General features: G+C 65.0%; 25 protein-coding genes. 8 read left to right on the plus strand and 17 right to left on the minus strand.

Annotation, left to right across the window (positions count from 1 at the left end):
• The first annotated feature begins 520 nt into the window (after positions 1–520).
• The 3 genes from YH64_RS28085 to YH64_RS28095 are packed head-to-tail and all read left to right on the plus strand — an operon-like array spanning position 521 to position 3,512.
• Positions 521–1,579, plus strand: coding sequence for a type VI immunity family protein (locus YH64_RS28085; protein ID WP_052946143.1), 1,059 nt, complete (start codon positions 521–523; stop codon positions 1,577–1,579).
• 26 nt (positions 1,580–1,605) lie between these two features.
• Complete coding sequence (locus tag YH64_RS28090) at positions 1,606–2,439, plus strand: VRR-NUC domain-containing protein (protein ID WP_046807700.1); 834 nt, start codon at positions 1,606–1,608, stop codon at positions 2,437–2,439.
• On the plus strand, positions 2,436–3,512 hold the full coding sequence (locus YH64_RS28095) for a type VI immunity family protein (RefSeq protein ID WP_052946142.1): 1,077 nt from the start codon (positions 2,436–2,438) through the stop codon (positions 3,510–3,512). Before YH64_RS28090 ends, YH64_RS28095 begins: the two co-directional genes overlap by 4 nt.
• 77 nt (positions 3,513–3,589) lie before the next feature.
• On the opposite strand, the gene YH64_RS28100 is transcribed toward YH64_RS28095, so the two are convergent.
• The 13 genes from YH64_RS28100 to pcp all read right to left on the minus strand — a co-directional run bounded on the left by YH64_RS28100 (position 3,590) and on the right by pcp (position 15,741).
• Positions 3,590–4,519, minus strand: coding sequence for a CysB family HTH-type transcriptional regulator (locus YH64_RS28100; protein ID WP_046807699.1), 930 nt, complete (start codon positions 4,517–4,519; stop codon positions 3,590–3,592).
• A gap of 9 nt (positions 4,520–4,528) precedes the next feature.
• Positions 4,529–4,879: a VOC family protein gene (locus tag YH64_RS28105; RefSeq protein ID WP_046807698.1), complete on the minus strand. Its 351-nt coding sequence runs from the start codon at positions 4,877–4,879 to the stop codon at positions 4,529–4,531.
• Positions 4,880–5,043: 164 nt separating this feature from the next.
• On the minus strand, positions 5,044–6,258 hold the full coding sequence (gene metC / locus YH64_RS28110) for a cystathionine beta-lyase (RefSeq protein WP_143215583.1): 1,215 nt from the start codon (positions 6,256–6,258) through the stop codon (positions 5,044–5,046).
• A 65-nt stretch (positions 6,259–6,323) separates the two neighbouring features.
• Complete coding sequence (locus YH64_RS28115; RefSeq protein WP_046807696.1) at positions 6,324–7,154, minus strand: amino acid ABC transporter ATP-binding protein; 831 nt, start codon at positions 7,152–7,154, stop codon at positions 6,324–6,326.
• Positions 7,141–8,019: an amino acid ABC transporter permease gene (locus tag YH64_RS28120; RefSeq protein WP_143215584.1), complete on the minus strand. Its 879-nt coding sequence runs from the start codon at positions 8,017–8,019 to the stop codon at positions 7,141–7,143. The genes YH64_RS28115 and YH64_RS28120 overlap by 14 nt, the downstream gene beginning before the upstream one ends.
• On the minus strand, positions 8,009–8,746 hold the full coding sequence (locus YH64_RS28125) for an amino acid ABC transporter permease (protein ID WP_046807695.1): 738 nt from the start codon (positions 8,744–8,746) through the stop codon (positions 8,009–8,011). The genes YH64_RS28120 and YH64_RS28125 overlap by 11 nt, the downstream gene beginning before the upstream one ends.
• Positions 8,743–9,990, minus strand: coding sequence for an aminotransferase class I/II-fold pyridoxal phosphate-dependent enzyme (locus YH64_RS28130; protein ID WP_046807694.1), 1,248 nt, complete (start codon positions 9,988–9,990; stop codon positions 8,743–8,745). Before YH64_RS28130 ends, YH64_RS28125 begins: the two co-directional genes overlap by 4 nt.
• Before the next feature lie 72 nt (positions 9,991–10,062).
• Positions 10,063–10,914 (minus strand): transporter substrate-binding domain-containing protein, encoded by an 852-nt coding sequence (locus tag YH64_RS28135; RefSeq protein ID WP_046807708.1) that lies wholly within the window; start codon positions 10,912–10,914, stop codon positions 10,063–10,065.
• A 157-nt stretch (positions 10,915–11,071) separates the two neighbouring features.
• Positions 11,072–11,935, minus strand: coding sequence for a transporter substrate-binding domain-containing protein (locus YH64_RS28140; protein ID WP_046807693.1), 864 nt, complete (start codon positions 11,933–11,935; stop codon positions 11,072–11,074).
• A gap of 206 nt (positions 11,936–12,141) precedes the next feature.
• Positions 12,142–13,161 carry a tripartite tricarboxylate transporter substrate binding protein gene (locus YH64_RS28145; RefSeq protein ID WP_143215585.1) on the minus strand — a complete coding sequence of 340 codons (1,020 nt, stop codon included), beginning with the start codon at positions 13,159–13,161 and terminating at the stop codon, positions 12,142–12,144.
• Positions 13,158–14,087: a TauD/TfdA family dioxygenase gene (locus YH64_RS28150; protein WP_046807692.1), complete on the minus strand. Its 930-nt coding sequence runs from the start codon at positions 14,085–14,087 to the stop codon at positions 13,158–13,160. Before YH64_RS28150 ends, YH64_RS28145 begins: the two co-directional genes overlap by 4 nt.
• Positions 14,088–14,175: 88 nt before the next feature.
• Complete coding sequence (locus YH64_RS28155) at positions 14,176–15,078, minus strand: alpha/beta fold hydrolase (protein WP_046807691.1); 903 nt, start codon at positions 15,076–15,078, stop codon at positions 14,176–14,178.
• 15 nt (positions 15,079–15,093) lie between these two features.
• Positions 15,094–15,741, minus strand: a complete 648-nt coding sequence (gene pcp / locus YH64_RS28160; protein ID WP_046807690.1) for a pyroglutamyl-peptidase I — start codon at positions 15,739–15,741, stop codon at positions 15,094–15,096.
• A gap of 91 nt (positions 15,742–15,832) precedes the next feature.
• Here pcp and YH64_RS28165 point away from each other — a divergent pair, with 91 nt between their 5' ends.
• The gene (locus YH64_RS28165; RefSeq protein ID WP_046807689.1) at positions 15,833–16,759 is read left to right on the plus strand and encodes a LysR family transcriptional regulator; all 927 of its coding nucleotides are present in this window, start codon (positions 15,833–15,835) and stop codon (positions 16,757–16,759) included.
• Between the two features lie 14 nt (positions 16,760–16,773).
• Here YH64_RS28165 and YH64_RS28170 read toward each other — a convergent pair whose 3' ends face one another.
• The 3 genes from YH64_RS28170 to YH64_RS28180 all read right to left on the minus strand — a co-directional run bounded on the left by YH64_RS28170 (position 16,774) and on the right by YH64_RS28180 (position 19,644).
• The gene (locus tag YH64_RS28170) at positions 16,774–17,451 is read right to left on the minus strand and encodes a hypothetical protein (RefSeq protein ID WP_046807688.1); all 678 of its coding nucleotides are present in this window, start codon (positions 17,449–17,451) and stop codon (positions 16,774–16,776) included.
• A gap of 1 nt (position 17,452) precedes the next feature.
• Entirely contained in the window at positions 17,453–18,271 is an 819-nt protein-coding gene (locus tag YH64_RS28175; RefSeq protein WP_255444813.1) for a hypothetical protein, read from the minus strand.
• A 128-nt stretch (positions 18,272–18,399) separates the two neighbouring features.
• Complete coding sequence (locus YH64_RS28180) at positions 18,400–19,644, minus strand: alpha-hydroxy acid oxidase (protein ID WP_255444814.1); 1,245 nt, start codon at positions 19,642–19,644, stop codon at positions 18,400–18,402.
• 172 nt (positions 19,645–19,816) lie between these two features.
• Between YH64_RS28180 and YH64_RS28185 the strand changes: the two genes are divergently transcribed.
• The 3 genes from YH64_RS28185 to YH64_RS28195 all read left to right on the plus strand — a co-directional run bounded on the left by YH64_RS28185 (position 19,817) and on the right by YH64_RS28195 (position 23,012).
• Positions 19,817–20,716, plus strand: coding sequence for a LysR family transcriptional regulator (locus YH64_RS28185; protein ID WP_046807944.1), 900 nt, complete (start codon positions 19,817–19,819; stop codon positions 20,714–20,716).
• 142 nt (positions 20,717–20,858) lie between these two features.
• A complete protein-coding gene (locus YH64_RS28190) occupies positions 20,859–21,914 on the plus strand; it encodes a hydroxyacid dehydrogenase (RefSeq protein WP_046807943.1) in 1,056 nt (351 codons plus the stop codon).
• A 96-nt stretch (positions 21,915–22,010) separates the two neighbouring features.
• The gene (locus tag YH64_RS28195) at positions 22,011–23,012 is read left to right on the plus strand and encodes a tripartite tricarboxylate transporter substrate binding protein (protein ID WP_046807942.1); all 1,002 of its coding nucleotides are present in this window, start codon (positions 22,011–22,013) and stop codon (positions 23,010–23,012) included.
• Between the two features lie 22 nt (positions 23,013–23,034).
• Here YH64_RS28195 and YH64_RS28200 read toward each other — a convergent pair whose 3' ends face one another.
• Positions 23,035–23,874: a DUF4189 domain-containing protein gene (locus YH64_RS28200; RefSeq protein WP_255444815.1), complete on the minus strand. Its 840-nt coding sequence runs from the start codon at positions 23,872–23,874 to the stop codon at positions 23,035–23,037.
• A gap of 330 nt (positions 23,875–24,204) precedes the next feature.
• Between YH64_RS28200 and YH64_RS28205 the strand changes: the two genes are divergently transcribed.
• A complete protein-coding gene (locus YH64_RS28205; protein ID WP_046807940.1) occupies positions 24,205–24,774 on the plus strand; it encodes a hypothetical protein in 570 nt (189 codons plus the stop codon).
• The last annotated feature ends 3 nt before the right edge of the window (positions 24,775–24,777 follow it).

Raw genomic sequence — 24,777 nt, forward strand, 5'->3', positions numbered from 1 at the left:
TGCGCTCTGGGCAGCCATGCCCCTATCCCGGCACGTGGACCTGCGAAGAACACCCTACGGGTCCAAAAACTTTCGCTTATCAAACCCCAATGCCACAAGTGAACGGGCAGGACGTGACCTGGGCACTGGTTTCTTTCTTACGCTAGGAGACAAGCCATGGCCGCCCCCGCCGCCGCAGCCGCCCTCGTCTGGGGCTACCGCTGTATCCCGCCTATCCCGAATATCGCGCCTATCCCGCCTATCCCGCCTATCCCGGATATTCCGCCTATATCGCCTATACCGCCCATCTATCGACGCTACCGATAACTTGTTGTCGTGGAAAAGCCCATTGAAGTCGGAACCGAACCACAACGGAACCGCCGATCGAGCGATGCTTCGAGATCCCGCCGCATCCGCAAACCCATCGGCGACTGCTTCCCATGTTGACAGCGAACACGCCGACAGATTCCCGGCGTAGTCATCGACACGGGCCGGCGCACGCATCAAGCACCCAGGCCCAACATTCACGCAGGAGCGAAAAATGAATACACGCCCTCCTTTGCTCAACGATAACGATCTGACGTGCAGGGTTGATGCGTTGAAGCCGTGGCCTGGTATCGCCATTGATAACGGTTCATTTCCCCTTTGGCCTCGCTTCTTTCTCACCTTCTACCTTCATTACTTGCCCGACCAGAGCTTGCGGACCACCTTGGATATGCTCGACGTCCAAGATGCGTTCGCGCGACTTCTAGGACACCCTTACACGATAGCTACCCATCCCCGTTCCGAGCGGCTGCTTAGATATGGCTCGATTCGCTTGGAGGAACTGCACGAGTGGGCACGCCGTTGCCCGGTTGACCAAGTGTTCACGGTGAACCTCACGGACCAGGACAACCACCAGACTTCACCCGGGCATTCTGCATATTTGCGCCGCGAACCCGCCATCGCGGGGAAAGCGCCGTATTACTCATCGCTACAGTTTTACTTTTGTTGGCAATGGTGGCTGGACCACCAGCACGAGTGGCGGCAGTTTGTGCTGGAGAGCATCGCGTATCTGACGCCCGCGCAGGTCTATAGCGGCTTTGCCGTCGCGAACCCTTTGGGACCTGGCATGCGCTCACAAGCGGCCATCCTGAATCGGGCGCTTGCACCGCATTTCTACGGCCTGGACATCGACCACCCGCCAGGCATGATGCGCGCAGCCGAACTGCCGTCCGGCATACGCCCGCCCACTTGGGGCTTCTTTCTGTCTGACATTTGGCGCGAGAAGCTCGGCACCTCCCGCGACGAAGTGGCGGCCCAGCTTGCCGACCCGCTTATCCGTATCGAGCCCTTGGATTGCGGACTATGGATCGAACTGGGACCGCGGCCGGAGCTCTATCCCGTTCAACAGGGTGTGCCCAGGCTGCCCGCTGTCCTCAACCGCCTGCTGCGCAAGATCCGCCATCCGCAACTGGATCTGCTCGGCTTCTGCCCTCGGGACGTAGAACCCGGCAAGCACTTCGATAGCCGCGACACCCGGCGTTGGCTAGCCCGGTTCGATGACGGCAGCGATTGGCCGACCCGCAACTCAATCATCGGGACACCCCCAGGGTATTGATCGCGTCCCCACATCAGGAGAACCCAATGGCCGCCCCTGTCGCCGCCGCTCTCATCTGGGGCTACCGCGCTTATCGCGCCTATGCCGCCTACGAGACCGCTCAAACCGCTATTGAAGCCGCCGACACCCTGGCGCAGATCGGTCAGCGGAAAAAGGAAGTGCAATCGATCTTTAAAGACGTGATTCAGGGGATGAAGGATGAAATCGACATCAAGAGTTCGACGTTCGTGCGCACGGGTGGCAACAGCACGGTATCGCGCGGACGCAGCGAGAACGTCACGTACCGACAATATATCGAGCGAAAAATTCCGTTTCGGCCGGTGATCAGCACGGTATGCCAGTGGGCGCTGAAATCTCCGCTGACCGTACCGCGCCGAATACGCAAGAAAATTCCCGGAGAGATCATCGAAACCACGATTGATGTGGCGTTGAAGCAAACGACCGCGTCGCTGGTGTTTGAAGTCGTGGACGATTTGCTGGCATGGCAAAGCCCGTTGAAGGCGGAGCCGAACTATGACGGAAAATCCAACGCCGCCTATCTCGGCACTCCATGCACGCGTCCAAAGCGCATTAGCGAGTTTTTTCCATTCTGGCCACGGCCGAGGGGAAGCTTGGCGCCCGACCTCGTCATTGTCGAATATAGGCAGCAGCCCTTTGAAGTCGGCAACGTATTTGCCGCTGTGGAAATCAAGTTTCCCGATGACTGGGTCAGGGACAGGCAAATGGGCGCTTACGTACGACTCATGAACGAAGACAAATCCAAGGTCGCCCTGCTACGGGTTCCCGAGGATTGCACCGGATACCGGTCCGTCGCGAATGCCAAGTCGGATCAACAGGGAAAACCAAGGAGAGGCAGATGAGCGCCAGCGATAGTCTGATAAACCAAGACGACATTTCCGGCATGATCGCCGACCTGAAACGATGGCCTAATACCGCAGTGGACCACGGCGATTTCGAACTCGCGTCAACGCCATATCTAACGTTCTATTTCACCTACGATCCAGAGCACTATCTTGCGGCGACTCTGGACATGATCGACGTCCACAGATCATTTGAAAACGCCCTGGGTCACCCGTATCTGATCGCCACCCATCCGGACTCCGAGCGCCCGCACCCCTACGGCTCTAAACGTCTGGGCGACCTGCGCGAATGGGCCAGAAAAACCCCGCTCGATCAAGCGTTCGCGGTCAAGTTCACCGACGAAAAGAACTACAAAAGCTCGCCGACGCACTCGGCTTATCTGTGGCGAGAGCCGACGCTTGGTGAGCGTCACCAATGTTATTCCTCTATTCAGTTCTATTACCGTTGGCAATGGTGGCTGGATAACCGAGATATCTGGCGGAGATTTGTGATTGAGACGATCGAGCTTCTGAAGCCGGCACAGGTCTACAGTGGGTTTGCAATGGGCAACCCGTTGGAATTCGGCATGCGCGCCGAAGTGGCCACTTGGGACCGCGCGTTGGCCAACCATTTTTACGGCCTGGATACGGATTATCCCTTCGGCATGATGTTCAGCCCAGATCTACCCTCCGGCATCCGCCCCCCCACCTGGGGCTTTTTCCTGTCCGACATCTGGCGCGAAAAGCTTGGGATATCGCGCGACGACGTTGCCGCGCACCTTGCCGACCCCCGCGTCCGCATCGACACGTTGCACTGCGGCCAGTGGATCGAACTTGGCCCGCAACCGGAACTCTACCCCGTCGAAAACGGCGTGCCCGAGCTTCCCGTGTTGGCCAACCGTTTGCTTCGCCGTATCCGCCATCCCCTGCTGGACCTGGTGGGCTCGGGCGAATGGGATGGCGATCCGAATGAGCGTTTCAATCGCTCCGACACGCAGCGTTGGCTTGGCCGGTTCGATGACGACAGTGATTGGCCCACGCCTGAAATTCGAGGCCGGACACCCGGGGCCGCGCCGCACGAACCCACGCGTTGACAACGCCCGCGCCGCATGGCGCTGCATCGACCCTGCACGCTCAGCCGCTTTCACCGAAACGCCAGCCGCACAGCCCCTCAGCCCTCTCCCTTCAGCTCCCGTTCCACCACTTCCCGCGTCAGGGTTGGGACGAACATCTCGATGAAGTGGAAGGCGTAGCCGCGCAGCCAGGCGCCGCGGCGGATGGCCAGGCGGGTCAGGTTGATTTCGAACAGGTGGCGGGCGTCGATGGCGCATAGCCGCGTGTCGCGTTCGGGGTCCCAGGCCACGGCGGCCACGATGCCTACGCCTAGTTCCAGCTCTACGTAGGTCTTGATCACGTCGGCGTCCATGGCCGTCATGACGATGTCCGGGGTCAGGCCGGCCCGGGCAAACGCTTCGTCGATGTGGGCGCGGCCGGTGTAGCCCTGGCCATAGGTGATGATGGGATAGCGGGACAACTGCGACAGGCTGATGCCGTCGTGCCGGCCTTCCAGCGGATGGCCGCGCGGCACGATGATGCTGTGGCTCCAGCGGTAGCACGGCAGGTTGACCAGCCCCGGATAGTTGGCGACGGCTTCGGTTGCCACGCCGATGTCGGCCTCGCCTTCCAGCAGCATTTCAGACACCTGCTTGGGTGAGCCTTGATGCAGGTGCAGCACCACGTCCGGATAGCGCTGGCGAAATTCCTTGATGACCGGCGGCAAGGCGTAGCGCGCCTGCGAATGCGTGGCCGCGATCGACAGCACGCCCTGCCGGCTATCGGCGTATTCGGCGCCTGCATGCCGGATGTTGTCCGCGCATTGCAGGATTTGTTCGACCAAGGGCAAGATCAGCGCGCCGGGCGGCGTCAGGCCGATCAGCCGCTTGCCCGAGCGCACAAAAATGTCGACGCCCACTTCCTCTTCAAGCTCGCGAATCTGCCGGCTGACACCGGGTTGCGAGGTATGCAGGCTTTCCGAGACGTCGGTCAGGTTGAAGTCCTGGCGCACGGCTTCGCGCACGGAACGCAATTGCTGAAAGTTCATCGCGCGCCCTCAGCCCAGGAAGGCCAGTTGATTGCCGGACGGGTCTTTTACGTACATCACGCGCGGCGATGCGTCGGGCTTGGAACAGACCGGAAAATGCCCGGCCTGACGCAGACGCGCCAGGATCTCGTCGTAGGCGCGCGTCTTCAGCGCCAGGTAGTCGGGCTTGACGCCGCTGCTCAGCTCCTGGACCGGAGATAGCGACAGCGTCGCGTCGCCCAAAGAGAAAAGCAGGCGCTGGCCATCCCGCGCGGGCATCTCGTCCAGGCCGATGACGCGGTGATAGAACTCGCGCACGGCGTGAAGCCGGCGCGACAGGAATGGAAGCTGTACCGAATCGATCGAAAGAAGTGAAGTCATGCCCTGCTGCCAGCCATGGAACAGGGCAAATCTTAGTACCCGAAGGCACAACCGGACAAAGAGGTTGTAATTGCTTCTACATAGCCAGAAACCTTAAAGCGCGCCGCTTATTAGCAAATACGCGCAGCTGTTTTTTATCGTTGCGCTGATGTCTGGAACCCGCCTCAGGCGCTGCGTCGCAACGCCTCGCGCGTGCTGCTGAACGCACGTTCCAGGTCGCCGATCAAATCTTGCGGATTCTCCAGACCGATGTGCAGCCGCACCACGGATTGCTGCCCGGACACCTGCTTCCACAGGCTATGTTCCGCCAGCCGTTGCGGCGCGGCTTCCAGCGCCAGGCTTTCATAACCGCCCCAGGACGCGCCGATCGAAAAGTACTGCAACGCGTCGATGAAGCGCGATGCCGCCGTCGGGTCCGGGTGATCGAAGGCAAAAGACACCAAGCCGCTTGCACCGCTGAAGTCTCGCCGCCACAACGCGTGGCCAGGGTCTTCGGGCAAGGCCGGATGAAACACGCGCGACACGTCCGGGTGCGCGGCCAGGTATTGCGCCACGGCCAGCGCGTTGACTTGATGGCGCGCCAGGCGCACGTCCAGCGTGCGCAGCCCACGCAGCGTCAGATAGGCGTCGTCCGCGCCCACCGACAAGCCCAGCGCGTCGTAAGTCGCGCCAATCCGTTGCGCCAGTTCGGCGCTGTCCACAGTGACCACGCCCATCATCACATCCGAATGGCCGGCCAGGTATTTGGTGGCGGCCTGGATGGAGATGTGCGCGCCCAGCGCCAAGGGCTGGTAGTACAGGCCGCCGCTCCAGGTGTTGTCGGCCGCCACCCACAGGCCATGACGGCGCGCGGTGGCTGCCAGCGCGGGCAAGTCCAGCACCTCGAACAGCAGCGAGCTGGGCGACTCCAGATACAACAGCCGCGTGCTGGGCCGGATCAACGGTTCCAGCGCATCTTGCCCCGGTGAAAAATATTCCACTTCGATGCCATAGCGCGCAAGCAAGGACTTGTCGACCTTGCGCACCGGCGAATACACGCTATCGGCCACCAGCGCGTGATCGCCCGGCGCAAGCGTCGCCAGCAGCACCAACGTGATCGCGGCCAGGCCGGACGGCGCCAGCACCGTTCGATAGCCGCCTTCCAGCAAGGCCACCGCCTCTTCCAGCGCCTGGTGCGTGTCCAGGCCGTGGCGCCCGTACGTGGCAACGCGGTCACCCGCCGCGCGTTGCTGGTTAAGCGCGGCCTGCGTGGCGGTGTCGGCAAAACGCACGGTGCTGGTGCGCACGACCGGCACGTTGACCGGGCCCGCTCCCTGCGTCAATGCGGGAGAGCCGGCGTGTACCAGCCGGGTTTGGACGTGGGCGTGATCCAGGCTCATGCGCGCACCTCTTGGTGGCCTACCGACATTGCGGATGGGAAAGTCATGATCAGATTCCTTGTGGGTTACACCGCCAGGCGCAGCGGGTCGAAAGACATCGCGTTCGCGATCGGATCCGACGTGGACCGGCGGGCGGGCGAGGCGCCCAGCGAACGCTGCAAGAAGGCGCGGGTACGGTCGCTGTCAGGCGCGCCGAAGAGGCGCGACGGCGGGCCGGATTCCACGATGCGGCCCGCTTCGGTGAAGTACACGGTGTCGCTCACCTCTTGCGCAAAGCGCATTTCATGGGTGACCAGCACGCAGGTCATGCCGTCCTGGACCAGATCGCGAATCACGGTCAGCACTTCGCCGACCATTTCGGGGTCCAGCGCCGAGGTCACCTCGTCGAACAAAATCAACTCAGGTTGCAGCGCCAGCGCGCGCGCGATGGCCACACGCTGTTGCTGGCCGCCCGAGAGTTCGCCGGGATACGCGCCTTCCTTGTGTTCCATGCGCACCTTGGCCAGCAGTTCACGCGCGCGGGCCTCGGCCTGCACGCGCGGCAGCCCGGCCACCTTCACGGGTGAGATCACCAGGTTTTCCAGCACGCTAAGGTGCGGGAACAGGTTGTATTGCTGGAACACGAAGCCCACGCGCTTTCTCAAGGCGATGAAGTCGGCTTCTGTTTTCAGCCCGTCCACGCGCACGCCACCCACCTGGATCGCGCCGCGTTGCGCACGCAACAGGCCGGTGATGCAGCGCAGGATGGTGGACTTGCCCGACCCAGACGGGCCGATGATCGACACCGCCTGCCCTTGCTTGACTTCAAGGTCGATGCCGCGCAGCACTTCGGTATCGCCAAACGCCAAGTGCACGTCGCGCAGGCTGACCAGCGGATTCAGTTCAATGATGTTCATGGCGTCGTTCCAGGTACCGCGTCCAACGCGCGATGGGATAGCAATAGGCGAAAAACAGCGCCAATAGCGTGAAATAGACAAGAATGGTGAAGTCGCTGCGCGCCACCGTGTTGCTGGCGACGGTGGCGGTATCCACCAGGTCGTGCACGCCTACCAAGGACGCCAGCGACGTGCTCATCGTGATGCTGGCCATCAGGTTCATCCACGACGGCAACATGCGCCGCACGCACTGCGGCAATACCACCATGCGGAAAATCTGAGTACGCCTGAACGCCAGCGACTGCGCCGCTTCCCACTGCGCGCTGGGTATCGACTGGATGGCGCCCCGGAAGATCTCGGCCACATTGGCGCTGGCGGGCAGCCCCAGGCCGATCACCACCTTGATCCAATCGGGGAACGGCACATACCAGCCGCCCAGGTTCAGTTCGAACGGAAACACGTAGGTGGTGAAATACACCAGCACCAGAATCGGCGCATTGCGAAAAAGCAGAACGTAAGCGCGCGTGGCCCGGCGCAACAGCCATGAGGGCGACAGCGACAGCGCGCCGATCACCAGCCCCACCAGCGTGCCCAGCGCCATCGCCAGCAGACTGATCTGGATGTTCATCGCCAGCCCACGCAGCAAGGCGGGCGACCAGTGCCATAAGGCCGCCACGGCTTCGGGCGTGGTGCCGGTGACGGCCCAGGTCAAGCCCAGCGCGACCAGGGCCAACAACAGCAAAAACCACGGGTCGCGCAACAACGCGGGCAACAATGCTGGCAACAACGCCGGCAGAAACCCGGCGGTGGCCCGACGGCGGCGTTGCTGCCCGTCGACGCCGGGCGCTTTGGCATCGGCGCCCTTGAACGCAAGATCATTGGCCATAGCCGGGCATCCTCAGACGGTCTTCCAGACGACGGCCCGCCACGCTGACCAGCCAGGTCAGCAAGCCGAAGTACAGCAGGATCAGCAGCAGCAGTTCCAGCACGTTGTCTCGATGCGACCAGATCATGATCGATTCGTACGTCACGTCACCCACCGCGATGGCCGACGCGATGGCGGTCATTTTCACCAGGTCCACCAGGTTGTTGACCAGCGCCGGCAAGGCAAAGCGCACGGCCAGCGGCAGTTGCACCTGCGTCAGGATCTGGCGCCTTGTAAACGCCAGCGACCGCGCGGCCTCCATCGTCACCGACGGCACGGCCTGGATGCCGGCGCGCAGCGCTTCCGCATGGAACACGCCCTTGTGCAGCGCCACCACGATCACCACCCAGGCGAACGGCGTGATGGGATTGCCGCCGCCCAGCTTCTGCGTGATCAGCATGTTCAACACCAGGAACGCGCAATACAACTGCACCAGCGTGGGGGTGTTGCGCGTGAGTTCAACGAAGGCCTGCAAGGGCGCCGCCAACCATCGGCGGCCGCTGGTCAGCCCCGCTGCGATCAGCACGCCGAACAACAGGCTGACGGGGATGGTCCATGCGCACAGTTGCAGCGTCACCAACAGGCCATGCCCGAACGCCGAGAGCTCGCCCGGGTCCTGCACAAAGCTGTAGTTCAGGCCCAGCGGCTTGAAGACATCAACCCACGCTTGCAACAGCTTTTCCATCATGCGGCGGCCTCCAGCGATGCCTGCGGCGCCAACGTCGCGACGGCCTGGCCGATACGTTCGATGGCCGCGTTGATATCGGCGTCGGACGCCGCGAATGACAGCCGCAAATACGGCGACAAGCCATAGGCGCTGCCCTGCACCACGGCCACGCCCGCCGACTCCAACAGCCAGTCGACCACGTCACCGTCGTGCTCGATGCGGCGCCCGTCCGGCCGCACCGCGCCAATCAGGCCCGCCACGCCGACCCATGCAAAGAACGAGCCGTGCGGCGCGTGCACCTGCAAGCCCGGCACCGCACCCAGGCCATCCACCACGTGCTGCGCACGCGCGGCGTACGCGTGCCTGGCATTTATTACAAACCCGTCCGCCGCCCCTTGCAACGCAGCCAGCGCTGCCGCCTGCCCCAACGAGCTGGCGCCGGACGACACCTGCGACTGCACGGCTTCCAGTGCATGAATCAACGGCGTGGGCCCCGTGCCCCAACCAATGCGCCAGCCTGTCATGGCATACGCCTTGGACACGCCGTTGACCACCAGCGTGCGGCCGGCAAGATCGGGCGCCACGCGCAGCAGGGACACGGGCGGCTGCAAGAACCAGATCGCTTCGTACATCTCGTCCCACAGCACCAGCACATGCGGCGCGTCGCGCAGCACGGCGGCCAGCGCGGCCAGCTCGTCAGCGGTATAGACCGCGCCCGAGGGGTTGCCGGGAGAATTCAGGATCAGCCATTTGGTGCGCGCCGTAATCGCTTGCCGCAAGCTCTGCGGCGTCAGCTTGAAACCCTGTTCGGCGCGCGTGGGCACCACCACCGGCTGGCCGCCGTTGATGCGCACCGCGTCCGGGAACGTGGGCCAGTACGGGGCCGGCACAATCACCTCGTCGCCCTCGTCCAGCGTGGCGTTCAGCGCCAGGTAGATCACCTGCTTGCCGCCGTTGGAAACGATGACGTTGGAGGCGTCCACGTCCACGTCGTCTCGCTGGCGGTAGCCTTGCGCCACGGCGCGGCGCAACGCCGCCGTGCCCGCGGTGGGTGTGTACTTGGTCTGGCCCTGTTCCAGCGCGACGCGAGCCGCCTGCTTGATGGCGTCGGGCGTGTCGAAATCGGGTTCACCCGAGGTCAGCACGATGATGGAACGGCCCTCGGCCGCCAACCGCGCCGCGCGGGCGCCGGCGGCGGCAATGGGAGACAGCTGGGCGCCGCGGGCGCGGCGCGACAAGGCGTCGGGGAACAGGTTCGTGGTCATGTCACTTCCTTTGCGGTCGGAGGATCCGAGGCGTCAAGCGTTGGGGGCACTGCTTACCGTCCTGGCAGAGCGTCACGGCTTGGCGTTGGCTTCGGGCGGCGCGCTGTCGAATTGGCCGGCATGCGCCCGGGCGGTGGCCTGCTTCAGGTAATCGGCCGGTACGCCATAGCGTTCGGCCGCCTGCACCAGCAAGCCCGTGGTCAACCAGTCGCGGATCACGCCGTCCACCAAGGCGCGCGTGTCGGCCTCGTTGCGGCGCGTCCAGATCACCGTGGGCGATGGAATCAATTGATCCTGCGTCGCCAGTTCAAAGTCGTTCCATTGCGCTGCGCTGGGTCCGTGCAGCGTTTCATAAAGCGCCGGTTGGATGTGCACCGACGCGTCGCAGCTGCCGCCCTTTAACGCCAGCAACGATTCCGGAATATTGCGCAGGCCCTTTACCACCGCGCCATAGGTGTCCTGCAAGGGCTTGGCGAAGTTGCTGCCTTGCGACACGCACGCCACCTTGCCCTTCAGGTCTTCCCAGCGCTTGATGCCGCTTTTCTTGGACACCATGGCCGCCCCGCCCACCAGGTTGTAGGGCGTGGGCGCGTAGCTCAGGATTTCGCTGCGTTCCTGGGTCCATTGGATGTTGGCGATCAGCAGATCCACCTTGCCGGCTTGCAGGAATTGCACGCGCGTGGACGCGGTGACCGGCACCGTCTCCAGCGTGACGCCCAGGCGCTTGGCGATGTCCGCGCCCAGGTCCGTCTGAAACCCGCCGACCTTGCCGGTGGCCGGGTCCAGCACGCCGAACGGCGGGCTGGCGCCGTCCACCCCCACCACGAGCTTGCCGCGCTGCTTGATCTTGTCCAGCGTGGCGTCGGCGTGCGCGATGCCGGCCGTGCCCAAGGTCGCCAAGCCCGCGACCAGCGCGACCGCCATGGCGGCGCGTGGCCGTGGCGCGAGCGGTTTGCCGGCATCACCGTTGGTGAGCACACGGGGATACATCGCCGAACCCGCGTTGCCTGAATTGTTCTTGCCCGAGTTGTTCTTGCCCAGATGCTTCATCTTCGTATGTCCGATCCGTATTCAGGCGCGCTCAGCCGCCCTGCTTGGCTTTGGCGTGCAGTTCCTGCAACAAGGGTTGGGCGGGCTCGATGCCAAGTCGCTTTTCGGTGGCAATCAGCCAACCCGTGCGGTGCCAGTCCCGCACCACCTTGTCGACGGCGGCAATCGTGTCGGCTTCGCCCTTGCGCGTCCACACCACGGAATTGGCGGGCAGCACCTCGGTCGCGATGGGCGCGTGGTAGTCGGCCCATTCCGGGTTGTTGCGCAGCAGCGGATGGATCAAGGTGGAGTCGTGGACGGCCGCCACGCACTGGCCGCCGCGCAGCGCCAGCAGCGAATCGGAAGAGCTCTTGTAGCCCTTGACCACCGCGCCATAGTCCGACGACAAGGGCTTGGCGAAGCTGCTGCCTTGTGACACGCACACCGGCTTGCCGCGCAGGTCTTCCCATTTGGCGATGCCGCTGGTCTTCAGCGTGGCCGCCGCGCCGCCCACCCGAAAGAACGGCGTAGGCGCATAGCCCAGGATTTCGGCGCGTTCCGGGTTCAGTTCCATCGACGCGATCAGCAGATCCACCTTGCCCGAAATCAGGAATTGCGTGCGGGTCGCGGTTTGCACCTGCACCAGCTCGGCTTTCACGCCCAGGCCCTTGGCAAGCTCACGCGCCAGCTCGGGGTTCCAGCCCACCAGCTGCTGCGTGGCCGGGTCCAGCGAGCCGAACACGCCGCCGTTGGCCAGCACGCCGATGGTGACCGTGCCGCGCTGCTTGATCTTGTCCAGCGTGGCGTCGGCGTGGGCCGCACCGGCGGCAAGCGCCAACGCCAGGGCAAGGGTGAGGCTGATGTAGCCGCCGGCGATGCCGACGACCTGGTGGGAGGCTGCTTTGCGTATCGTCATGTTGTTGTCTTGTCGGTTGATGTGAACGTGCGTCCATGCTGCGGGCGCCAGGCCGGCAAGACAAAGAAGACTTTCAGATATCAATATGCGGAAGGTCCGGGCGGGGACGGCATCCGTGCGGCGGCATCCGGGCGACGGCGTCCGGGCGACGGCGTCCGTGCGGCGGCATCCGTGCGACGGCGTCCGGGCGACGGCGCGGCCGTGCGCTACTTCAGCTTCACGTCCGCCGACGCGATGATGCGGCGGTAAGTGGCGATGTCGTCGCGCACCGTCTGGTCCACCGCTTCGGGCGCCGTCGCGGCGATGGTGAAGCCCAGGTTTTCCAGCAAGGCCGCCGTATCGGGCTCGCGCAGCACCGCCACGACGTCGCGGTTGATCCGGTCGACCACCGCGCGCGGCGTGGATGCCGGCACGGACAAGCCCTGCCAGCTTTCCACCGCGTAGTCGGGCAGCCCCGCCTCTTGCATGGTGGGCACGTCGGGCAACGCGCCAGAGCGCGTCGGCGTGGTCACGGCCAGCGCCACCAGCTTGCCGCTGCGCACGTTTTCCGTGGCGGCGGCCAAGGTGATCAACATCGCGTCCACGTGCCCGCCCAAGACGTCCAGCGTGGCCGGGCCGCCGCCGGGGTAAGGGATTTGATTCGTCTTCGCGCCCATGCGCTCGTTCAAGAGTTCCACCGCCAGGTGCTGCAAGCTGCCCGTGCCGCCAGGCAAGGCCAGCGAAATCTCGCCGGGCCGTTGCTTGACCAGCGCCACGAACTCCTGAAAGGTCTTCAAGCCCAGGCCGGGGCGCACCACCAGCAGCTGGGGGTTCACCACCGCCTTGGTCACGCCCTGCAAGTCCTTGACCGGGTCGTACGGCACGCTGGCCTGCAAGGCATTGAGCGACAAGGCGTCGCCGGCCAATAGCAGCGTGTAGCCATCGCCGCGAGCATGCGCCACGGCCGCGTTGCCGATGGCGCTGCTGGCGCCCGGCTGGTTTTCGACGACGACGCTCTGGCGCCATTTCTCGCCCAGCTTTTGCGCCAGGGTGCGCGCCAGCTTGTCGGCGCTGCCGCCCGCCGCAACCGGCACCACAATCTTGACGGGTCGGTTCGGGTAGCGGTTGGCGTCTTCCGAGGCCACCGGCGCCGACCCGGCAAAATTGCTCAACAGGCCGGCGCCCACCACCACGCCCGCCGCCAGACCCAGCCCCAAGCGCCATGCGGATTTGCGTTTGCTGCTCATGCCGTGGCTCCCGTGTCCGCGCCGAACGCGCTGAACGGCTTGCCCAGCACGGCCGTTGAATGCCGGCCGTCCACCCCCACGGGCACGTCGCCCTCCAGCGTGATGCGGTACAGCACGCGTTCGGTGTCCAGATAAGCAAAGTCACCCGGCCCCTGGTGGGCCGTCGCACGGTTGTCCCAGAACGCGATGCTGCCGGGCTCCCAACGGAAGCGCGCGGTGTATTCGGGCCGAGTGATTTCTTCAAAGAACAGGTTCAGCAGGTGACGGCTTTCCTCTTCATTGACGTCCTTGATCCGCCGCGTGAAGCCGGGGTTCACGAACAGCGCGCGCTCGCCCGTCTCGGGCAACACGCGCACCACGGGGTGCTCGGACACCAGCGGGCTCGCCTGCACCCGTTGGGCATAGACGGTCTGGTTGTCGAAGTCGCCGTTGTAGCCGCCAAACTGGTGGCGTGCCCACAGGCCGTCTGCCAGCGCGCGCAACGCGGGCGATAAATGCTCGTAAGCCGCCACCAGATTGGTGAAGATCGTGTCGCCGCCATACGCAGGCACTTGCCGGCCCGCCCGCAGGATGGACGCGGCGGGCGGATTGACCACGCCCGTTACGTCGGTGTGCCAGCGTTCACCGCGCCGCCCGGTAGTGGACCGCGATGAAATCGTGCGGATCTGGGGATAGCCTTCGGGTGGATTCGCGTCGTACGGATGCGCCGACGTCGGGCGTCCAAAACGCCGCGCAAAAGCCAGGTGCTGGGCGTGGTCGATGTGTTGGTCGCGAAAGAAAACGACCTTCCAGCGCAGCAGCGCCGCGCGGATCTGCTCGACCTCGTCTTCGGTCAGCGCTTGCGTCAGGTCCACGCCGTGAATCTCGGCGCCCGTAAAAACCGACAGCGGCCGGATGTCCAGCCGCGTGTGTTCCAGTGTGCTCATTTGCCGCCCCTGTGTGTTTGCAAAAATTCAGGATAGGGGCGGCGCCGGCGCGCAACAAATACCGATACGCAATGTGAAAATAGCCCGGCTAGGCGCGCTTGTCCGTCAAGAACGCCAACATGCGCTGCGCCAATTCTCGCGGTTGTTCCTCGGGCAGATAGTGGCCGCAATCGGCCAACACGCCGCCCTGAAGATCGCGTGCCAGGGGCCGCAGCGCTTGGTGCAGGCCGGGCGCGCTGCCCTGTTCTCCGCCCAGCGCCAGCACCGGCACGGTCAACGGCGTATCGCGCAGCGCGCGGTTCTGCTCGCGGTCTTCCGGTTCAGCACGGTAGTAGCCCAGCATGCCGCGCAGGCCGCCCAAGGTCTGGTACACGCGTTCGTATTCATCGATGTCGGCACGGCTGAACACGCCCGGCTTGTTGGCCGTCTTGCGTGAGAAGAACCATTCGATCAGGATGCGCTCGCGCCCGGCCAGCAAGGCTTCGGGCAAGTCGGGAACGCTGTTGAACAAGAAGTGCCAGCTGCGCCAGTTATCCGCGCCAAGCTCGATGGCAGGCGGCAGGGTGACGCCGGGAATGTTCGCGTCCAGCAGCACCACGTGATCGACCTCGTGCGCATAGCGCGCGGCGTAGGGGTACGCGATCCACGCGCCGATATCGTGGCCCGCCAGCGCATAGCGCGTCAGGCCCATCGCGTGGAACAAGCCATGCAGGCGTTCGCCGGCGGTGCGCGTATCGTAGCCATCCAGCGGCTTGTCGGAGTCTCCCTGCCCAGGCAGGTCAACGGCAAACACGCGAAAGTGCGGCGCCAGCAGCGGCATCACGCGCCGCCACGCGTACCAGCTTTGCGGAAAGCCCGCCAACAAGATCAGCGCGGGCCCCGTGCCCCCTTCCACCACGTGGTATCCCAAGCCGTCCACCACCACGCGGCGATGCTGGAACGGCGTGCCGTCCAGCGCAAAGGTGTCGGCGTTCGCCAATGTTGTGTTCATGTTGATGTCCGTCGGTTAGTGCAGCGCGCCCGCGCCCAGCTTGATGTCTTGCGACACCGCCAGCGTCGTGGCCACCATGATCTTGACGCCCTGCACCAGCACGTCCAGCGCCAGGCTGGGCGCGCCGGGATGGCGCGTGGCCATCTCGGGCAGGTAAGGCACGTGCACGAAGCCACCGCGCAACGCGGGCCGCTGCGTGGCGATCAGATGCGCCAGGCCGTAGAAGATGGTGTTGCAGTTGTAGGTGCCCGCCGTGGACGACACCGAAGCGGGAATGCCGGCCGCGCGCAGGTCGCGGACGATGGCCTTGATCGGCAAGGTAGAAAAATAGGCCGCCGGGCCGCCCGCCACGATGGGCTCGTCGACGGGCTGGCGGCCCTCGTTGTCGGGAATGCGCGCATCGATCACGTTGATCGCCACGCGCTCGACCGACACGTCCACGCGACCGCCCGCCTGCCCCAGGCAGATCACCACGTCCGGCTGCACGTCATCGATTGCCTGGCGCAAGCGATCCACCACCTTGCCGATGACGCAGGGCAGTTGGCGCGCAACCAAGTGCGCGCCCGCCACGGTCTGCCCGTCCAGGCGGCGCGCGGCCTCCCACGAGGGGTTAAGCGTTTCGCCATCGAACGGTTCAATGCCGGTAATCAATACGGTTGCCATGCCTGCTTCCTTTGTGTGTCCATGCGGACCATGGTAGAAGCGACAGCGCCAATTGTTGAAATCGATATCCGCTATACGTACTATTGACCGCATGAATCTATCTGCCGTGGACTTGAACCTGTTGGTGGCTTTTGAAGCCCTGTACGATACGCGCAACGTGACGTTGGCCGGGCAGCGCATTCACCGCGCACAGCCTTCGGTAAGCAGCGCGCTGGGCCGGTTGCGGCGCCTGTTCAACGACGAACTGTTCCTGCGCACCGCCGACGGCATGCAGCCCACGGACCACGCTATCGCGCTGATGCCCGCCGTAAGCAGCGCGCTGGATCAGATCCGGCGCGCGCTGGCCCAAGGGGTGGGGTTTGACCCGGGTGCGGCGCACGGGCGGCGTTTTACGCTGGCCGCCAGCGACTATGCCGACGTGGTGCTCGTGCCGCACATCGTGGCGCGCCTGCGCCGTGAAGCGCCCGCGGTGGACTTGCGCGTCGCCCGCCTGGACCGCGCCGCCATTTACGAACAACTGGATAACGGCACCGTCGACATCGCCATCGGCGGCCACCTGAGCCCGCCCAAGCGCATGCGCGCCAAGCGGCTATACGAAGAAACCTTCATCTGCATTGCCGACAAACAGCATCCCGGCCTGCGTGGCCGCAAGCTGACGCTGGAACGCTACGTCGCTTTGCCGCACGCGCTGTTCGTGCCCAGCGACGATGGTTCCGCGCGCGGGGTGGTGGACGCCGGCCTGGCACGTCTGGGCCGCAAGCGCCGCGTCGCGTGCACGTTTGCACACATCGTCGCCCTGCCCCACGCCGTGGCCGGTACGGACTTGATCGCCACATTGGCGCGCCGCGCGGCGCAGCGCCTGGCGGGGCAAAGCCTCAGCCTGCGGCCCTTGCCGCCGGAAGTGGACCCCGGCCCATTTGCCGTCGACATGATCAGCAGCCGGCGCGCGCCGACGGACGCGGCGCTGGCCTGGCTGCAAGGGTTGATCGAACGGGCGGTGAAAGACATGGGCGGCTGACCGCCCGGCCCGCATCAACGGACCAACATGGATTCCACGTCGGCGCCGAACGCGCAATAGCCCGGGTAGCCGGGCCGCGCGTCGCAGGCCATCAAGCAAGCGGGTTTGCCGTCGGGCAATCTGGCCGACACCGACATGCCGAAACCATAGGTGGGCGTGGTCACGTCGAACGTGCTGTCGCACACCGCCTTGGCGCTGTAGGCAAACGTCATGCCCTCTTGGCGGCCATTGATGGCGAAAGAGACCTGGAAGCTGTTGTAGCTGTTCCAGCCGGCGCGGGGCAGCACGACAAAGCGGTACAGCGTGGCATTACGCCGTTCGCCAAAGATCTTCAATTTGGCCGACGTGGTGCGCGTGGCGGGCGACGGATACGGCAAGGCCAGCAAGGCGCGCGGGTCGCCCACCACGCCCAGGTCAAAGCCTATGCCCTTTTGATAGAACGGCACGTCCAGGCTGGGGCCGCCGGAATATTCCACGTGCGGCGGCGGCCCTGCCCGGGTGTCTTGCTTCGGGTCGAAATCGGGCGCGCGCGCAAACGTCACGTCCAGCGTCAGGACGACATCCTTGGGGTTGGCGTCTTCGGTGCGCACATGCTCTTCGTAGAGGGCGGCACTGCCCGCGCATCCCGCCAACAGCAATACCGCAAGCAGGCCCACGCCTTGCAGCAGCAATCGCTTTGCAACGTGCGTCATGTCAATGCTCCCGCGCGGTCAGTGCGGGCAGGGGCGCGGACGTCAGGTCCAGCCCCGTGAACTGCCAGCCGTCCTTGCCCTGGCGCCATGCAAAATGTTGATTGATCCATGCCGCTTTCAGGTTGTTGTATAGCCGCCGTTGATCGATGCGCTGGCCGGCGTCCAGGGCCTTTTTGGCCCCTTGCGAACTCTCTTCCCACAGACCGGCGAACGCTTTGGCCTGCCGGTCCTTGGTGAACGGCACGCTGGCATAGGGGCCGTCGTCAAAGCGCGCCAGCCGGATCTGGTTATCCAACAGCAACGCGCCCTGCCTGTTGTCCGGCGACACCGACACCAACAACGGGATCGAATGGATGTACTCCTTCGGGCGCTTGTGCTCAAACCACAGCACCTGCCCGGTCGAGGTCACCAGCGCACGCGAGCCCGCCGTGAAAAGCAGCACGTCTTGCCGGCCGGGCTGCGCCAGGCCCATGTCCGGGTCGCGCACGTCCACCGTGGGACTGAGCACGCGCGCCAGCGGCGTGCCGTTTTGCACGGCGATCAAGATCGTGCCCACGCCCATGAAGTCGTTGGACACCGCCAGCAGCATGGGCTGGCCGCCCTGCGTGGGCCCCAGCGGCTTGACGTGCACGAACTCATAGGCGTTCAAGGGCCGGTAGATCTTGCCGCGATACAGGATCGTTCGCAGGTGGGATTTTGGATAGCCTTGCAGCGCGAAATCGCCGCCGATGGGCTCAACGGTTTTCAGATGGTCGGTGTTGGCCGCGGCCGGTTGCGCTTGCACGACGCCGGGCACGATGGCGGCCATCACGGCGGACATCGCAACACAGCAGGCAAGCGCGCGGCGACGCCAGATTCTCAAACGAGGCCACGCCAGTAAGCAGGAACAACGGAACACAGCGGCAGTGCGGACGAAGCCGCGCAAAGTCAGGGTGCCGGCATTCTAGGCTAAGTGCGCATGGCGCCGTCGCCGCACTGGCCGCACTGGCCGCCCTCCCCGCCCGGCCCGCCGTCGCCGCCCGCGCCGTCTTGCCCCGGCGGCAAGCGCACGAGCGTGTCGCGCACCACGTCGCGCAATGCCACCACGCCCAACATGCCCATGTTGCGCCTGACTTCTTCCACGATCAGATCGATGGCGTGCGCCACGCCCCGCTGCCCCGCCACGGTGGCCGCGTAGTTGAACGGCCGCCCCACGAACACGCAGCGCGCGCCCAGCGCGATGGCTTTGAGCACGTCGGACCCGCGCCGCACGCCGCTGTCCAGCATCACGTCCATGCCGCCTGCGGCGTCCACCACGGCGGGCAGGGCCAACAGCGGCGACACGCTGCCGTCCAGCTGACGGCCGCCATGGTTGGACACGATCACGCCGTCCATGCCATGCGCCTTCGCGGTGCCCGCGTCGTCGGGATGCAGGATGCCCTTGATGACCATCCGCCCTTTCCAACGGCGGCGGATGGCCGCCACGTGGCGCCAGTTCAGATGGCCTCGATCTGAAAAATCGCGCAGCACGTTGGCCGACAGAATCGGCGCGCCGCGCGTGGCGTAGTTGTTTTCAAAATGCGGCATGCCATGACGCCACAACGTGCGAAGAAACGTGCCGAACAGCCAGCGCGGATGCGTCAGCCCCTGCCACGCCAGCCCCACGCTGGGCCGCAACGGCGTGGAGAAGCCGGCGCGTACGTTGTTCTCGCGATTGGCGGCAACGGGGGTGTCCACGGTCAGCACCAGCGTGGTGACGCCGGCGGCGGCAACGCGATCGACCAAGGCGCTGATCTGCGCGTCATCGCCCGGCAGGTATGCCTGGAACCAGGTGCCCGGCGCGGCCTGCATCACTTCTTCCAAGCGGATCAGCGACGACCCGCTCATGATGCACGGTACGTCGGCGGCAGCGGCGGCGCGCGCCAGCACGATGTCGCCGCGATAACTGGACAAGGCCGCGATGCCCATGGGCGCCACACCGACGGGCGCGGCGTAGTCGCGGCCCAGCACGGTGGCGCGTGTGGAGCGTTGCGAGACGTCCACCAGCACCTTGGGCCGGAAACCGTAGTGCGCAAAGGCCTGCCGGTTGCCGCGCTCGGACTGCCCGTCTTCCACCGCGCCCGACACATAGGCGTAGATCGGTTCAGGCAGGCGCTTCTTTGCGGCTGCCTGGAAATCATGCAAGCAGAGCAGATGGCGCAATGGGTCGGGCATGGCGGTCTCCTGGCGGCGGCGGGCCTCTTGCGGGAGCGGCCGTCGCGCTATGGTTTGGGCGATGGCGCACGACTATAGGCGCAGCGCTTGTTTGAATAAAGTGACTTTATCGATATTGCTTATTACACTTTTCTTCGCCCTTAAGCCGACCTGATCCTGCCCCAGCCCCGCCATGACCCTCAAGCAACTCGAAGCCTTTTACTGGGCCGCCACCTGCAAGAACTTTGCCATTGCCGCCAACCGGCTCAATATCTCGGTGTCGTCTTTGTCCAAGCGCATTGGTGAACTGGAAGCGTCCATCGGCGCCGATCTGTTCAGCCGCAGCGCCCGCAGCGCCACCTTGACGGCCTTGGGCGAACAGCTGGTTCCCCATGCCAAGGACCTGCTGCGCAACGCCGACCAGTTCATGCAGCAGGCCAGCAACAACCTGACCTATTCCGGCCGCTGCCGCTTTGGCGCGGGCGAGCTGACGTCGATGACGTGGATGCCCCGCTTGATCGACGACATCCAGCGCGCACATCCCAACCTGCTGGTCGAGCCCTATGTGGGCGTGGGTGAACTGGTTGAACGCGGCCTGGAAGAAGGCGACCTGGATTTCGCCGTAATCGCGGGGCCGTCTTCGCGCGCGTCGATTGCCTCGCACCTGATCGGCAGCGCGTCGTTCGAGTGGGTGGCCGCCCCCCGCGCGGTGCCGGACCCCACCGCGCTGACCGTGGCCGACCTGCCCGGGCTGACGCTGATTACGCAGCCGCAAAGCTCCGGCGTGATCCGCATGCTGGACGACTGGCTGACCGAGCAAGGCATCTCGCCCGGCCGCACCCAGTGCTGCAACAGCTGGGGCGCCATCGCGGGGATGCTGCGACAGGGGCTGGGCCTGGGCTTTCTGCCCACGGCATGGGCGCGCATCATGATCCAACGCGGCGACCTGTACGCGCTGCCCGGCCTGCCGCCTCTACGCCCCCTGCCCTATACCTTCCAATGGCGGCGCGACGACACACGGCCCATGCTGGCCAACCTGCGTGCGCTGGCCCAGGACGCGCTGGACTTCGGCGCGCCCGCCGGGATGCTGTAGCGCGGCCTTGTGGCACAGCCACACCGCGACACCACTGTTTCGAAAAAGTCGCGCACGAATCAGAAAATTATTCGCTTTATCTCCGGTGTCCGCACGCGTAGAGTCGCCTCAAACGATGACCGCCCACCGGAGACCAGGTGCAATGCCGCATATCGGTACCCCCTCGCAAGACTTCCCCAAACGCCTGTGTCGCCTTGACCTGTGGCTGAACCCGATCTTCGACGAGATCGTCGGCGCCGAACCCGGCATAGCCTTATCGGTGCTGCCCGCGCACGGCGATGACGCCCGCACGCTGGCGAGCCTGCGCACGGCCCACGCCTACCATGTGTCGGCCGCCAAGGACGAACTGCCGCGCCAATGGTTCGTCAACGCGGAGCTGATTGCCCAATGCCCTGATCTGGTTTGCGTGTCGTCCGGCGGCGCCGGCTACGACACCGTGGACGTGCCCGCCTGCACGGCAGCGGGCATTGCCGTGGTGAACCAGGCGGGCGGCAACGCCGCTTCGGTGGCCGAGCATACCTATGCGCTGCTGCTGGCCGTGCAGCGCCGCGTGGTCGAATCGCACCAACGCCTGCGCCACGACACCGGATTCTCACGCGAGGATCTGATGGGCCACGAAATTCACGGCACGGTGATCGGGCTGGTGGGTATCGGCCAGATCGGCTCGCGGGTGGCACGCATTGCGCAAGGATTCGGCATGCGCGTCATTGCGCATGATCCGCTGCTGGACGCCGACACCATCCGTGCACGCGGCGCGGAACCGGTGTCCTTGCCCGACCTGCTGGCCCAGGCCGACGTCGTGTCGCTGCACTGCCCGCTGGACGCGTCGACGCGCGGCATGATCGATGCCCGCGCCTTTGCCGCCATGAAGCCGGAGGCAGTGTTCGTATCCACCGCGCGCGGCGGCATCCACGACGAGGCCGCGCTGTACGACGCGCTGCGGGGCGGCCACCTGCGCGGCGCGGGCCTGGACGTCTGGCAGCAAGAGCCGCCCCCGCGCGATGCGCCGCTGCTGGCGCTGCCGAACGTGGTTGCCACCTTTCATACCGCGGGCGTCACGCACGAGGCCCGTCGCAATGTGGCGCGGTCTTCCGCGCAGCAATTGACGGCCATGCTGCGCGGCGAGCGTCCGCCGCAACTGGTCAACCCCGAGGTGTGGCCGGTAGCGGCCGCGCGGATTGCCGCCTTGCAGTCGTAGCACCCCGCCGTGCGCGGCATATGAAAAAACACCGTGCGCGGCGTTGAAAAACACAGTGCGGCATCAAGCCGCCGACCCACCCCAAGAGGAGACACCATGCAATATCCCCACAACAAGCGCCGCACCTTGCGCGCGCTGGCGGCGTCCATCGCCCTGCTGTCCGGCGCCACCTTGTACTCGGCCGGCGCACAAGCGGCCGGCTACCCCGAACACCCCATCAATCTGATCGTGTCGTACGGCCCCGGCGGCGGCACGGACCTGGTGGCGCGCATGATGGCGCCGTTCCTTCAAAAGTACCTGGGCAACGATGCGCGCATCGTGGTGCTCAACCGCCCCGGCGCGGGCGGCGCCATCGGCTTTACCGAACTTGCCCGCGCGCAACCGGACGGCTACACCATCGGCTTTATCAACACGCCGAACCTGCTGACCATCCCCATCGAACGCAAGTCCGGCTTCACGTGGCAGAGCTATGACCTGTTGGGCAATTTGATCGATGATCCGGGCGCCTTTACCGTGCGCAACGATAACGAGCTGAAAACGTTGGCGGACCTGTTGGCCTACGCCAAGAAAAACCCGGGCAAGGTCACCGTGGGCACGACGGGCACGGGGTCCGACGACCACCTGGCCATGCTGCGCTTTGAGCGAGCGTCGGGCACGAAGCTAAGCCACATTCCGTACAAGGGCGCGGGTGAAGTGCGTGGCGCGTTGGCCAGTGGCGAAATCACGATCGGCGCCATCAACGTGGGCGAGGCCTTGCAGTACCAGAAAGGCGGCACGCCGCTGCGGTTCCTGGGGCAGATGGGCAAGACGCGATCCGCCGCGCTGCCCGACGTGCCGACTTTCAAGGAACAGGGCTATGACTTTGAACTGGCGTCGCTGCGCGGCCTGGCGGCGCCCAAGGGCTTGCCGCCCGAGGTGCGCGAGAAGCTGACGGACGCCGTCAAGCGCACGGTCGATGATCCGGCGTTCCAGGCCAAGGCGAAAGAAATGTTCGCCCCCTTGCGCTACCTGCCGCCCGCCGACTATGCCGGCGAATTGACGAACGGCGAGGCGGAATTCCAGAAGCTGTGGAAGGAAGCGCCGTGGCTGGATAAGTGATGTCTGACTCGGGCCCGCCTGCTTACTTCGGCTTCACGTCTTCGCCCGGGTAGCCGTCGATGTAGGCGCGTCCCGAGCAGCGCAGCATTGCCACGCAGGCCGGCGCGCCGGTCTTGGCCGAGCACTCCTTGCGCGCTTGCTCGCGCGCGGCAACGGGGTCGGGGTTCAGCGCCGTGAAGCGCGTGCCACGCCCTTCGCTGCCCTTCACCCAGGCCATGCCGACGCAGGTGTCCTTATAGGTCAGCACCTTGCGGCAGTCCTTGCATTCTTCCCACTTGAGCAGCGTCGAGACCGCGTCGTCTTCTTTCGGGTAGCCGTCCGAATAGACCAGGCCGCCGTCGGCGCCTTCGGCCACGGCGCCCCAGTATTGGCGGTCATTGACCTTGGCCGACAACGCTTCCACATCGGCGGGCTTGGCGCGCTTGGCGCCTTGCAGGTCGGCGGCGCTGTAGCCGGGGCCCACGCAATACGGCAGCGACACCAGGCGGCACTTGCCGTCGGGGCTGCCTGCCGTGCAGCGGCGCATGGCTTTCTTGGCGGCCAGTTCGGACGACACGCTGTTGCCCGGAAACAGGTCCTGGCGCGAGTTGCGCGCATAGGCCAGGCAGCTGTCCGAAAACCAGTTCAACTTCTTGCAGTCCTTGCCGCCCTGGCGCCGGCACTCGGCCAGCGACGAGGCCTCGGCGTCTTTTTGCGACGCCTCGGGCATGGTCCAGTACGTTTTGTCGTGATTGCCATCGGTGGCGACGCCGCCAAACTGCTTGTCGGCATACGCGGGGCTTGCAGCCAAACCGGCCAGCAAGGCGATAGCGGCGAATGCAGCGCGGATCAGGGGGTGAAAGCGGGCAGGCATCATCGTCATGGTCAATGAAAGAGAGGAATGCGGAAGCGAAGCGGGGACGATGTTAGCAAGAAGCGCGCGGGCTCCGTCCCCCTGATTTGCCGCCTTCCAGGCATATTGAGTAACAAATTTCACATACCGTGATGAGATCGCTGGCCCCGTTTTCCGGTAAAAATGTCGGACTTTTCTTACGTGTATCGATGCTTGGCACGGCGTCGTCGGCTTGATGCCCTGCCCGCATCAACCGGCCGCCTGTCACGAAGAGAAACAATCAGACTGCGTTATCCCCCGACTCCCCGCCGGCATCACAGGCCGACCGGACCCTTTGCCACGGAACACCGACCGCCCACCATGACGTCGCCCTTGCATTGTTCGACCCGCCGCAAAACGCTGCTGTTGCCGGCCACCCTGATTGCCGCCGCCCTGGGCTTGTCGGGCTGCGCGCCCATGCCTGACGGCGGTAGCTCGGGCTTGCCGTCCCTGGGCAATGTGTTCAAGTCGGGCCTGTCGTTCTCGCCCAGCGTGAACGTGGCCAAGAACATGGAGGGCCGGTCCATCAATGACGCCATCGCCGCCCTGGGCGAGCCGTCTAAAAAACGCGCCGTGGGCAACACGATGGAACTGGAATGGTCCGACTACCAGGCCGCGCCCTACACCGAATGGGTCACCACGGGGACCAGCCAGCAAGTAGTAGGGATGATCCCGGCCACCAACACCTCCGCCGCCACGCCTGTTTTTCAAACCAACAGCACGGGACACTATCAAAACCGCACCCGCGTGTATGAATGCACTGTGCTGATGCGCATGGAAAACAGCATCATTACCAGCACCAGCGTGGACGGCAACGTGTGCCCGGAATTCATCGCGGCGTTGCGCAAATGGTCGGGTGAAGCCGAAGCCAACAACTACGTGGTGAAGTAACCC

The sequence above is a fragment of the Achromobacter sp. LC458 genome (assembly GCF_001005835.2).
Lineage (GTDB): Bacteria > Pseudomonadota > Gammaproteobacteria > Burkholderiales > Burkholderiaceae_B > Achromobacter > Achromobacter spanius_B.